This is a genomic window from Bacillus sp. ABP14, from assembly GCF_001831375.1.
GTDB classification, from domain to species: domain Bacteria; phylum Bacillota; class Bacilli; order Bacillales; family Bacillaceae_G; genus Bacillus_A; species Bacillus_A paranthracis.
The window spans coordinates 3,231,498-3,244,287 of record NZ_CP017016.1 but is presented as its reverse complement, the minus strand read 5'-3'; the positions used below and the strand labels follow the sequence as shown (position 1 = coordinate 3,244,287).

The 12,790-nt window shown below is 35.0% G+C and carries 12 protein-coding genes; 8 read left to right on the top strand and 4 right to left on the bottom strand.

Annotation, left to right across the window (positions count from 1 at the left end):
* Position 1 precedes the first annotated feature (1 nt).
* The 4 genes from BGI23_RS16860 (at position 2) to BGI23_RS16845 (ending at position 3,071) form a co-directional block, all read left to right on the top strand.
* The gene (locus BGI23_RS16860; RefSeq protein ID WP_044793350.1) at positions 2-901 is read left to right on the top strand and encodes a WD40/YVTN/BNR-like repeat-containing protein; all 900 of its coding nucleotides are present in this window, start codon (positions 2-4) and stop codon (positions 899-901) included.
* Between the two features lie 215 nt (positions 902-1,116).
* Entirely contained in the window at positions 1,117-1,317 is a 201-nt protein-coding gene (cspB, locus tag BGI23_RS16855; RefSeq protein WP_001179150.1) for a cold shock-like protein CspB, read from the top strand.
* Between the two features lie 189 nt (positions 1,318-1,506).
* A complete protein-coding gene (locus BGI23_RS16850; RefSeq protein ID WP_070806641.1) occupies positions 1,507-2,352 on the top strand; it encodes an exonuclease in 846 nt (281 codons plus the stop codon).
* A gap of 371 nt (positions 2,353-2,723) precedes the next feature.
* Positions 2,724-3,071 (top strand): hypothetical protein, encoded by a 348-nt coding sequence (locus BGI23_RS16845; RefSeq protein ID WP_070806640.1) that lies wholly within the window; start codon positions 2,724-2,726, stop codon positions 3,069-3,071.
* Positions 3,072-3,310: 239 nt separating this feature from the next.
* Here BGI23_RS16845 and BGI23_RS16840 read toward each other — a convergent pair whose 3' ends face one another.
* Together BGI23_RS16840 and BGI23_RS16835 are read right to left on the bottom strand one after the other, a co-directional pair.
* A complete protein-coding gene (locus BGI23_RS16840) occupies positions 3,311-4,402 on the bottom strand; it encodes a DUF3900 domain-containing protein (protein ID WP_044793344.1) in 1,092 nt (363 codons plus the stop codon).
* Positions 4,403-4,519: 117 nt separating this feature from the next.
* Entirely contained in the window at positions 4,520-4,846 is a 327-nt protein-coding gene (locus tag BGI23_RS16835; protein ID WP_070806639.1) for a hypothetical protein, read from the bottom strand.
* A 376-nt stretch (positions 4,847-5,222) separates the two neighbouring features.
* On the opposite strand from BGI23_RS16835, the gene BGI23_RS16830 reads away from it, so the two are divergent.
* Together BGI23_RS16830 and BGI23_RS16825 are read left to right on the top strand one after the other, a co-directional pair.
* Positions 5,223-6,134, top strand: coding sequence for a VanW family protein (locus BGI23_RS16830; protein ID WP_000488988.1), 912 nt, complete (start codon positions 5,223-5,225; stop codon positions 6,132-6,134).
* Positions 6,135-6,323: 189 nt separating this feature from the next.
* Entirely contained in the window at positions 6,324-7,232 is a 909-nt protein-coding gene (locus BGI23_RS16825) for a VOC family protein (protein ID WP_070806638.1), read from the top strand.
* A gap of 21 nt (positions 7,233-7,253) precedes the next feature.
* Here the strand turns inward: BGI23_RS16825 and BGI23_RS16820 are convergent, their stop codons facing one another.
* Together BGI23_RS16820 and BGI23_RS16815 are read right to left on the bottom strand one after the other, a co-directional pair.
* Complete coding sequence (locus tag BGI23_RS16820) at positions 7,254-8,171, bottom strand: GNAT family acetyltransferase (protein ID WP_070806637.1); 918 nt, start codon at positions 8,169-8,171, stop codon at positions 7,254-7,256.
* Positions 8,168-8,686 carry a GNAT family N-acetyltransferase gene (locus BGI23_RS16815; protein WP_070806636.1) on the bottom strand — a complete coding sequence of 173 codons (519 nt, stop codon included), beginning with the start codon at positions 8,684-8,686 and terminating at the stop codon, positions 8,168-8,170. The genes BGI23_RS16820 and BGI23_RS16815 overlap by 4 nt, the downstream gene beginning before the upstream one ends.
* Positions 8,687-8,976: 290 nt before the next feature.
* Here BGI23_RS16815 and BGI23_RS16810 point away from each other — a divergent pair, with 290 nt between their 5' ends.
* Both BGI23_RS16810 and colA read left to right on the top strand, forming a co-directional pair.
* On the top strand, positions 8,977-9,654 hold the full coding sequence (locus tag BGI23_RS16810; RefSeq protein ID WP_001992971.1) for an MgtC/SapB family protein: 678 nt from the start codon (positions 8,977-8,979) through the stop codon (positions 9,652-9,654).
* Positions 9,655-9,857: 203 nt separating this feature from the next.
* Positions 9,858-12,773 carry a collagenase ColA gene (gene colA, locus BGI23_RS16805; RefSeq protein WP_070806635.1) on the top strand — a complete coding sequence of 972 codons (2,916 nt, stop codon included), beginning with the start codon at positions 9,858-9,860 and terminating at the stop codon, positions 12,771-12,773.
* The last annotated feature ends 17 nt before the right edge of the window (positions 12,774-12,790 follow it).

Below are 12,790 nucleotides of genomic sequence, written 5' to 3'. Positions count from 1 at the left end.
CGTGGAGACAATGTTAAGTGCGACCGCTATTACAAAGTTAAGAGATGGGAAGCTTATGTTAGCTACTACATATAATGGTTTATTTATTGAACAAGACGGAGAATGGAAACAAATTTTAAATGGTTTTCAAAAACGAATTAGGGATTTACATAGCGAAGATAATGTAGTGTATGGTGTAGGTGACGAAGGAATTTTTATTCGTAGTATGAATGGTGGAGAGAATTGGACGGTTCAACGTTTTCCAACAAAGGCAACGAGTTGGAATGTATGTAGTAATATAGAAGGAACTGTCATTGCTCATGGAGATAAAACGTTGTATCATTCGAATGATTTTGGTTCGACATGGGAAACCATTCATCCATTTCTTGGATATGGTGGCGGAGCACCATCTATTCGATCGTTGTTTTTATATAAACATTACTTATTTATCGGTACGAAAATACATGCTAAATATGGTGGTGTTTGGCTCTTTAATTTGGAGACACGTAAATTAAAGAGGATTAAAATCGTGATGAATCAAATGATCTCAGCGTTGACTTTACACAACTCTTATTTAGTAGCAGCCAGTGGATCATGCAAAGGCATTAGCGGGAATATTTCTTTTTGTAAAATAAATGAAAGTATTGAGAGTGAAAAACCATATTGGCACACATGTCAAAGTGAGCAGAAAGCAAGTAGCTATTTAGACTTAAGTGTAGATCAACATGTGTTATATACAACGTCAACGCAAAATAAGGCTGGGATTAGTACTGTTTGTCGTGTACTTTTAGAAGAAGGAATTGTAACAGTATGTGATTCAGTTAAAGGGCATGGCTGGCGCATTGTGAACCAAAAAGAAGCCTATTTTGTAGCTGGATCAGGTGAATCAAAAGCGATGCAGTGGAAGAAAAAAGTTGTATAGCAAAAAAACTTTGCTTTTATTATATTGATATGATATATTATATTTAAACCATTTTACTTTTAATAATATAGAGATTTAAATGAGCTGTAACTTCCGAGGAGGATAGCAATGTTAAATCTCCTCAGAGTTGCAGTTTTTTTAATGTCTGACTTATTTTTGTAAAGTGGTTGAAAATGAATATGTACATATAGGTACATTGTAGGAGGATTTTTTACATGCAAAACGGTAAAGTAAAATGGTTTAACTCAGAAAAAGGTTTCGGATTCATCGAAGTTGAAGGCGGAGAAGACGTATTCGTTCATTTCTCAGCTATCCAAGGCGAAGGTTTCAAAACTTTAGAAGAAGGTCAAGAAGTTACTTTCGAAGTAGAACAAGGTAACCGTGGACCTCAAGCTACAAACGTTAACAAGAAGTAATTGTGGAAGAAAGAAGGGCTTGCCCTTCTTTTTTTTTGCATTTTTATTGAATAACCTCCTATGTACATAGCATAATGAGATTGAATTTTCGTTTTTTAGATGAAGTATTACATGCATAAAGTGTATGAATAAATAAATACTGAAAATAAAGTATGTGTGTGAAAAGGAATGTAGAAAGAGGTAAATAAATTGGAAAACGCTACACATTTTATTGTGTTTGATATAGAGAGAAATTTTAGGCCATATAAATCAGAAGATCCGTCAGAGATAGTTGATATCGGAGCTGTAAAAATAGAAGCAAGTACAATGGAGGTAATTGGAGAATTTTCGGAGTTAGTAAAACCGGGGGCACGACTTACTCGTCATACGACAAAATTAACGGGAATTACAAAGAAAGATTTAATTGGTGTCGAGAAATTCCCGCAAATTATAGAAAAATTTATTCAGTTTATCGGAGAAGATTCTATATTTGTTACATGGGGAAAAGAAGATTATCGATTTCTATCTCATGATTGTACGTTACATAGTGTAGAATGCCCTTGTATGCAAAAAGAAAGAAGAATTGATTTACAAAAATTTGTTTTTCAAGCGTATGAAGAATTGTTTGAGCATACACCAAGTTTACAATCTGCAGTAGAACAGCTCGGTTTAATATGGGAAGGGAAGCAGCACCGAGCTTTAGCCGATGCTGAGAATACAGCGAACATACTTCTTAAAGCATATAGCGAGAGAGATATTACTAAAAGGTATAAAAGACATGGCGAACTTGAACTTGTAGAGAACGGAAAACTAACAGAAAAAGCGAAAAAAAAGATGCGAAAATGGGTATTTAAAGAAATGAGAAAAAATACTGAGCGTCCTTTCGTTTGGAGTACATTTGAAAGTAGTGACACGTGGGAAAGTATAACGGAAAGATATTATATAAGTGAACCTACAATAGAACTTCTGAAAAAACATTTTCGTACGGCGGTTAGAAAAGCGGAAAGGCAGATTAGGTATTTGGCTGAGATGGAGAAGAATGCAGAGGTTAAATGACATTCTTCTCTATTTCTAGCTACATAAATTTACTGTCATTGTATTGATGGATGAATAAAGTATTCATATAAATAGGAATTGATTTGTTGTGCTACTTTGAAATTTAAGGTGTGGTAAGAAATTTTTTAATATATTCATAAAATTAGAGCCCATAGAAATGAAAGAGGGTAAAGTTGAATGGAAGCAATCTTTAACATTGTAACAGTTTTAGTTTTTGGGATAATATTTACCACGCTATTAGCGGTAATTACACTTCCTTTCATAGCAAAGAAGAAGAATTGGAAAAAAGCTTAATATCTCTTTAAGTCGTGGTGTGTTAAAGATTAAAATAGAAGAGTAAGATAAGAGTTTTAGACAAGGTGGGTGTGATAGTGATAGACTTAGATATTAAAGACGTCAACGTACAGATGGAATTAAACGGAGTCTTTTGGAATGAGGATGGGATTGCTGAAATGACGGTGACTACAAAAGAAGAGCATTCTTTTCTTCTTCGTTTAGTAGTTGATTTAGAAAGTAAAACGATTAGGGCGACGAGTATTGAAATAGTGAATGGATTCTGTCCGCTATGCAAACAGAAAAGGAACGAATGTAGTGAATTGAATGACTTACAAAACAAAATGGATATTTTAGAAGAAGCTTACGATTGGATGAGAGAGCATCCAAAATATCGTTTTCAATTATCTTTTTACGAGTACAATAAATTTGAGGTAGTAAAATGAAAATTTCATTTTACCAATATACATAGTGACTACTCTAATGGAAATACACTTGTACAACAAAAAACAAATCTACTGAATCCTGTGACAAATGTCCTCTTGGATCAAAAATAAGCATATTTTATTATAAAGCAGAAAAACCGATTCTTAGTAGAATCGGTTTTTTACATAACTTTCAAATATGTCCCAAATAAAAGATCGTTTGTTAATAGTGCTCTGTAAAAATAGGGATATAGAATGGTTTATTCAATCCCGTTTGGATCATAAGAATACTGCTGCTTATTCTCAATCCGCTCAATTACGTCTTGCAATTCATCCGGCTTCAGAAATTCAATAGGAGAGAAGCCTTTCTCAAATGTAAGTGTATCAGCCTCAATCATTAATACGTATCGGTCATTTACCTTTGCGATATGTATTTGATCCCCGAAATCAGCAAGTAGGGCCTTTACAGAGATATGGTCTGCTTTTAGCTTTAATTCCACTTCAGGAGCATGCTCGACGATTTGAGCGGTAGCCTCCATTACTTCTTCGGTTGAAAATTGTTCCATAATTTCACGTTTCGGACTGGCAGCCCATACTTCCATTGCTTGGTCGAATTGTTCGCGTTCTTCCGTACCTTCTTCAAATACATCTTCAATTTGGTCGTATACCATGTCCATTACTTGTGTTTTCATAATTTCAGGCATAGAGCGTTCGTATTCGACGAATTTTAAGAAGTCTTCAAAGTAACGTGCGTGTGATGCTTGGTGAATTTTTAGCTCGCCCACTTCGACCATACCTTCTTCGGGCATGTACGGATATTGGATAGATTTCATATTTTTTGTTGTGATGGCCATTTCAACGTTACGAATCAGTGTGGATTCATCGGAAATGGAAGCGACTTTCGGCTCGAAGTCACATTTCATAACGAAAACGAATGGATCATCAAAGTATTTGCGTAGTTTTGCTTGCGCAATTAAAAATACACCACCGCGTACAGCACTTGTGTCAAGATATGTATAAACGAGAGGTTCGCTCATATCTTTGAAGTTTTCCTTCGTTTCTGCAAAGCGGATGCGATTAAATAAGTTGTAATGAGGGTTTGAATCAAGTTCGTGCCCTTCTTCTACAATAAAGCGACCGATCTTTGTCGGAGCTTGTTCTGTTTTCGCATGACGTTCTACTTTTCTCTTTGAAATTTTTAATAATTCTCCATTCAAAAATTCTTTTAAGGAGCTATCTTCATACTCTTCAGCGTCTAATGTTTGAAAATGTTTGTAGTGTTTATCAACAGCTTCACCTTTTCCTTCTACTTGTACAACATAAAAGGAAAGATAATTTATTTCAAAATCCATATTTATCACCTTGTTTCATTTCATTAACTCTTATCAGTATAGAGATGGAAAAAACTTTCGTCAATTTATATAAGGAAGGGGAAGCCCCCTTCCTTCATATATTTTTTATTTCCGAAATTAAAATCCGTCTTCTAATGCTGAAAATGGAATGTTCAGTCTGTTTTCTACTGTACGTAAACGTTGGTTTAAGCGGTTTAATCTACGTGTATGACGCTCAACCGTGTTTTCTAATTGACGTACTCTTTGTTCCAGTTCATTTACTCGTCTTTCTAGCTGACGGTTTCCAGTACCAGGAAAAGAGATTGGAAGTTGGAATTGTCGAGTTTGATCATATGGATTAACTTGTTCTGTTGGATCTATATATTGTTGGTATTGTGCCTGTAAATCATATTGAGGCTGATAACCATTTTGGTTATATGGATCGTATGGATTGTAGGGGTACATAAAAACATCCTCCATTTCTTTAAAATAGGTTAATTCACCATAATGTATGTGTAAAAGCGGAGTGTGGCACGGCAAATACCTATTTATGTTCACAGGATGTTTTTTATAAATACGAATATGGAGTTTTACATTTGTATTCCGCTCGTTTTATGGTATATACTGGATAATAGGGAGAGGTTACGTAAAGGTTACAATTCTATCAAACTCAAACTTTTATGTAAATATGTATAGACATTTGGAAAAGAAAAGAGTAATTTATATAGAGTAAAAAATAACTTGTAACAATTTATAAATATATTGTAAAATGATTGTAACAAAACATACATAAAAATGAAATAATACATAAAAGTAGTATTGGGGAAAAGGGGAGAGTATATTGTTCCGTAAAGTAAAGGGTATATTAGTTGGGGTTTTATGTGTAGCTGTAGTGAGTGGCTGTGGTACAAAAGTAAGTGATGTTGCATTAGTAAGTGATATTGGTGGCCACACGGTAGAGGCTAAAGCAGAAGTACAGGATTCTATTAGTTTAGTAGATGGTCGTACAGGTACGGAAGTGAAAAAGTTAGATTTGTCGAGTCTAGGTTATTTTGAAGATGAAGCGAAATTTAAAAAATCAGTTGAGAAGGTTGCTAGGGAAGTTGGGAAAAATGTTGACAAAAAGATGGTCCCTTCACGTCTAGGATCTGATGGAAGTTGGCAAGAAGGGAAACCTTCTTATGAATTAATGGAAAAAGAATTAGTAGATAAATTATTAAACGTAGGTATGTGGGATTCTTCCTATCAATTACCTATTGTTGAGAAGAAGCCTACTGCAACATTAAGTGATGCGCAAGGAAGTGGTACGGTAATTGGTAGATATGAAACGAATTTAGGTGGCTCAACAGGTGGCCGTATTGAAAATATTCGTTTGTCAGCAGCGAGCATAAATGGAGTTGTATTAGCAAAAGGAGACCGTTTCTCTTTCAATGCATTAATTGGTGATACAACGCCAGATAAAGGATATCAATTAGGAAAAGAAATTGTAGATGGTAAATTAGTAGATGGATATGGCGGTGGTGTTTGTCAAACATCATCAACATTATACAATGCGGCAGATCAAGCTGGTTTGAAAATGGTAGAGAGAACAACACATTCTAAAACGGTAGGTTACGTTCCACAAGGAAGAGATGCTACAATTGCATATCCATACTTAGATTTAGTGTTTGAAAACACGAATGATGCACCTGTGAAACTTTATATGGGCATTCAGGGCGGAAAGTTAGTTGCTGAAGTACATAAAATGCGATAAGAATTAGAACAGACTATTTTTGTAAAGTCACCTTTTCTGAAAGTTAGAAGAGGTGACTTTTTATTATGAATATAAAAATAAGTGTAAATTCTGACTTTTCTTATTTACATAGGGTGATTTTAGTTGTATCCTTCATAGTAACGGTTATATGTAATGGAAGAATATTGGGATAAGGAGATGGAGTTATTTATGGTACAAATTCATCCGAAAACACGTATTGGTCATGTTGAATTTAAGGTGATAAATTTAGAACGTCAAATTGCCTTTTATGAGAATGTTGTAGGCTTAGAAGTAATTAAGCAAGAGGGGAATAAAGCATATTTATCTGGAAAAGGTGGAAAAAATACATTACTTGTTCTTGAAAAGTTAGAGGACGGGGTACTGCAAGAGCCGCGTACGACTGGTATATATCATGTAGCCTTTTTGGTTCCGACTCGTGAGGCTTTTGCGTCGGCATTATTTGGTGTGATTCGTAATAAGAATGTAATTGATAGTCCAGCTGAGCAAGAGGGGCGTTATACATATTCAAATGAAATTTTACCAATTTCAAGGTTTAATAGTGCGAGTGATCATACGTATAGCGAAGCGTTTTATTTACAAGACTTAGAGGGAAATGGTATTGAAATATATGCGGATCGTCCGCGCGATCAATGGGGAGAAGGGCCAGGAGGAAGTACCCCGCTTGATTTAAAAGAACTAGCAACGCTTGTTGATTATGAATTTGATGGATTACCTGCTAATACTGTCGTTGGACACGTACATTTACGAATAGCTGATGTAGAGAAGTCACACGAGTTTTATGTAGAGACAGTAGGGTTTGAAGTGCAACAACGCGAAGATGACTGCTTATTCATTTCTGCAGGAGGATATCATCACCATATAGGTGCAAATACGTGGAACGGAGTAAATAATCCGCACCCACCGGCATATGCAACTGGATTAAAAGTGTATACGATAGTACTGCCGCATAAAGAAGCGTTAGATGAAGTGAAAGAAAGATTAATAGAAAAACAACATGGAATAAATGAGATTTTAACTGGATTTACTGTAGTAGACCCGAGTGGTATTACAGTACAGTTTGAAATAGAAACAGCATAAAAGAAGTCGGAAGGTATATAATTACCTTCCGATTTCTTTTTGATACGTAATCCAGGTAGCACAAGGATTGAAAGGAACGGATTTTAATATCTCCATTGCATATATACTTGTTGAATCGAACTCACCTTGAATGAAAGAATAGCCATGTTTATTTGCATACATAAATTGTTCGAAAACGAGCAGTTTTAGTAAGGATAAATCGTCTTTCGTGTGAGTTCCGCACCATCCTAGTTCTACCGTATTATCCTTTTCTGATGTATGGAGGAAAGAGTATGCCATAATTTGATGCTCTTCATCTATAATGAGAAAGCTCCCATCTAGTAGTACGTCATCAGCTAAAATCATCTCTTGCCAAGTTTGTAGTGGGAATGAGGCAACGGGATTTGCTAGGTGGGTTTGCTCATAATTTTCTTTTACTAAGTAGGCTAGTTTTTCTAATAAATTATTATTTGATACGATGTTCGATAAAGTTTGTACATGATAATTTGAATTAGGGACTATATCGATAGAAACTATTTTTTGTAAGTCTAATATCGGCATATATGTTCTTCGGATTTCCGTAAAATTATGTTCTTCAAAAAATGTTTTTAAATGAGCTGATGTTTCCCATATAGAGGTTTGTAATGGGAGTTTAAAGTTTTCTCGCTTTTGAATCTCGTTTAATAAAAATTCTTCAATGTGTAGCTCTGCATAGAAAGGATTCGTATATATTCGAAAGTATGTGCAGTATGGATGGAAGTTACTGCCCCAGGTGAAAAAGATGCCTACTACATCTTTTTTATAGTAGACAACATACGCACATTTTGTTTTATTATCTCGTAATAAGTGAAATACGTACGATTCTTCATTGTATAAATCAATAAGTTGTTTTACTTGTAGCTCATTATTTTTACTATACTTCTCTATAACAAGATTATTTTCATTGGAGGACTTCATCATAGCTCAATCCAAAAACGTCTTACTACATTCCCATCTTCCTCAATGAAATCCTTATCACGAAGCCCGCCGTTATGTAAAATTGTTTTTTCTGAAGCAGTATTTACTTCATCGCACACGACAAGTGCTCTCGTGATGTTTAATTTCTTAGTTTTTTCTAGGGATAATTCTAATAACTTCGTAGCATAACCTTTTCTTCTTTCAGAAGGGCGAATGCCATAACCGATATGACCGCCAGCGTTAAATAAATGTTCGGTTAAACTATGGCGTATATTAACAGCTCCTACAATTCTATTATTATCTGTAACGAGCCAATATGTAGAGTCTGGTACCCAAGATTGGGGAAGGTTTACTCCGTTATGTGCATCGAGTAGTTCTTGCACCATAGCGGGGAAGTTAGAAGGGTCTTTTGAAATAACCCACGGAATCATCGTTTCACCGCTATCTTTCCATTCGTTATAAAAATCTAAGTATTCGTCTTGTAAATCGGTAGTAGGTGTAAGCAAAGAGACGTTCATTGTTGGCAAGCTCCTTTATTCATATAGTATTTGTAAAAAAATACGAAATAAAATGAAAACGTTTTCTAAACTTTCTCAACCTCATTTCATGTAATCCACCTTTGTTTTTTAAGAAAATGAGTAGAGGTTTAAAATTAGAAGTTATTCATTTTATGTTAATATTTAAAATATTAACATAAAATAGCCGAGGTATTAAGTGTATTTTAGTAGTATTCCTTCATATCGATAAATGGATGTGTGTGATAATTTTTGTTTTATCTATCTATAATGAATGAAAGGGGGAAGGGCTCGTGAGTGTAAATATTGATTTCATTATACGAATCGGTGTTGCTGGTTTGTTAGGAGCAATAATTGGTATTGAAAGGGAAATTCGATCAAAAGAGGCGGGATTAAAAACACATTTCCTAGTAGCGGTAGGGAGTGCATTAATAATGGTCGTTTCGAAATATGCTTTTTCAGATATTATGAATGAAGAACATATGGCACTTGATCCAAGCCGTATTGCAGCACAAGTTGTTAGTGGTGTAGGCTTTTTAGGTGCAGGGACAATTATTATTCAAAAGCAGGCGGTGAAAGGATTAACGACAGCAGCTGGTTTATGGGCCACAGCAGGAATTGGATTAGCAATTGGTGCTGGTATGTATGTAGTAGGAATTGGAGCGACGATTCTCGTTTTAATTGGTTTAGAGATTGTAAGTCGTATTTTTAAGGTGCAATTTTTATTTCCACAAAATATAACGGTGCAAATGTGTATAAATAAACATGAAGCAGTACAACAAATATTAGAAACACTACAAGTGAAAGGAATTCCAATACTTTCATATGAAGTGGAAACTTCACAGCAAGGGATAGAAACTGTTTATAAGGTAGGGATGCAACTGAAAAATATATCGTCAGAAGAAAAGAATGAGTTTATTCAGCATATGCAAACATTACCAGAAGTTACATTCATAAAGTTAAAATCATAGTTTTGAAAACGAGGATAGATGTAGCGGGAATTTCGCTATTATCTATCTTTTTTTGATATAAAACGCACATAAAGTCAAGTGTTAATTTTGCATGGTATGGATACATGTGTGAACGTTACCTTATTTTTTCTCAATACAGTATAAAAAGTAAAAATAGTAAAATAATGGTGCGGTACACTAAAAAATGTAAGGTAGGGGAGAGCATGAAAGGCTATTCAAAAAAAGTGTTAGTAGGGGTAAGTTTTGCTAGTTTTATATTAGGGAGTTTTCAAGGGGACGCATTGGCAGAAGGTACAAAGGGAGAGCAAGTTTCATACCGGAATGTGCTCAAAATGGAGCCGATTGGTTTACAATTACCAGTGCAAGAATTAGCTCATTCATCAAAAGTGTTGGAAAATAAGTCTTTTGAGAAAAGGCTACAATTTGCTGATTTGTCACAAAGACCGCCTGAAGTGAAAAAGGAAAGTAAGCAATTAGCTGTAGCGAAAACGTATACAATTGCTGAATTAAATCAATTGAGCAATCAGCAGTTAGTGGACTTACTTGTAACAATTGATTGGGAGCAAATTACTGGGCTATTTCAGTTTAATAAGGATAGTCTTGCATTCTATCAAAATGATAGTAGAATGCAGGTAATTATTGATAAATTGAACCAGCAAGGACAAGCTTATACGAAAGATGATTCAAAAGGGATTGAGACTTTAGTAGAGGTGTTACGATCTGGTTTTTATTTAGGATTTTATCATACAGAATTAAGTAAACTAAATGAGCGAAGCTATCATGATAAATGCTTACCTGCACTAAAAACGATTGCGAATAACCCGAATTTTAAACTCGGTACGTTAGAACAAAATAGAGTTGTCTCATTATATGGAAAATTAATTGGAAATGCTTCAAGTGATGTGGAAACGATCACATCAGCTGCGAAGATTTTTAAACAATATAATGATAATTTTTCTACATTGGTAGATAATCTTTCAGCTGGAAATGCGATTTACGATATTATGCAAGGTGTTGATTACGATATTCAATCATATTTGTACGATACGAGAAAAGCACCGAAAGATACAGTATGGTATCAAAAAATTGATAGCTATATTAATGAATTAAGTCGTTTTGCTTTAATTGGAACGGTGACAGAGAAGAATGGTTGGCTTATTAATAATGGTATTTATTATACAGGTAGACTTGGTACGTTCCATAGTACAGGGACGAAAGGGTTGCAAGTTGTAACAGATGCCATGAAAATCTATCCGTATTTAGGTGAGCAATATTTCGTAGCTGCTGAGCAAATTGCGACGAATTATGGCGGGAAAGATGCGAATGGTAAAGTGGTTGATCTAGATCAAATAAGAGAAGATGGTAAGAAAAAATATTTACCGAAAACGTATACGTTCGATGATGGAGCAATTGTGTTAAAAGCTGGAGATAAGGTGACTGAGGAAAAAGTAAAACGTCTATATTGGGCGGCAAAAGAAGTGAAGGCACAATTCCATCGTACGGTTGAAAGTGACCAGCCGTTAGAAAAAGGCAATCCTGATGATGTATTAACGATGGTTATTTATAATAGCCCAGCTGAATATCAATTTAACCGTCAATTATACGGGTATGAAACGAATAACGGCGGTCTTTATATAGAAGGAACAGGTACGTTCTTTACTTATGAACGTACGCCAGAAGAAAGCATTTATAGTTTGGAAGAATTGTTCCGACATGAGTTCACGCATTATTTACAAGGTAGATATGAAGTACCAGGACTTTGGGGACAAGGGAAGATGTATGAGAATGAGAGATTATCTTGGTTTGAAGAAGGGAATGCGGAGTTTTTTGCAGGTGCAACGAGAACAGATAATGTTGTACCGAGAAAGAGCATTATAGGAGGAATATCTTCAAATCCAGCAGACCGTTATACGGCAGAGAGAACGTTAAATGCAAAGTATGGGACGTGGGATTTCTATAATTATTCCTTCGCTTTACAATCGTACATGTACAATAAGAGATATGATATGTTTGACAAAATTCATGATCTTATTAGAAAAAATGATGTAACAGCATATGATGCATACCGCTCTGCTTTAAGTAAAGATGCGAATTTAAATAAAGAGTATCAAGACTATATGCAAATGTTAGTAGATAACCGTGAGAAATATAATGTTCCATTAGTATCAGATGATTATTTAGCGACGCACGCACCGAAACCAGTTTCAGATATTGCAGCAGAAATTACAGCAGAAGCAAAATTAAGTAATGTATCGGTTAAGAAAAACAAATCACAGTTCTTTCATACATTTACACTACAAGGAACATATACAGGTACGACTGCAAAAGGAGAATATGAAGACTGGAAATCAATTACACAAAACGTAAATGATACGTTAAAACGTTTAAGTGCAAAAGAATGGACAGGCTATAAAACAGTAACAGCGTACTTCGTGAATTATCGTGTGAATGCATCAGGACAATTTGAGTATGATGTTGTATTCCATGGTATTAATACAGAAGAAGGCGCTGTGAATAAAGCGCCAGTTGCGGTTATAAACGGCCCATATAGCGGAAATGTAAATGCAGCAATTTCGTTTAAAAGCGATGGATCGAAAGATGAAGATGGAAAAATTGTTGCTTATAAATGGGAGTTTGGTGATGGTACTGTAAGTAATGAACAAAATCCGACTCATGTATACACAAAAGAAGGAACATATACGGCAAAATTAACAGTAACAGATGATAAAGGGTTAACGAATACTGTTACAACGAATGTAACGGTTCAAAAGAAAGAAGATAATAGTGTAGAAAAAGAGCCGAATAACTCATTCCAGACAGCAAATAAACTGCAATTCAATCAAGTTTTACGTGCTAGTTTAGGAAACGGTGATACGAGTGATTACTTTGAAATAAATGTGGAAACGGCGAAAAACCTGCAAATTAATGTAACGAAGGAAAATAATATTGGAGTAAATTGGGTTCTTTATTCGGAAGCAGATTTAAATAATTATGTTACGTATGCCCAGCAAGAAGGAAATAAGTTAGTAGGAAGTTACTACACGTATCCAGGGAAATATTATTTACATGTGTATCAGTATGGCGGGGGAACAGGGAATTATACGGTAGAAGTGAAATAGTAAAAAGGTCGCCGTGA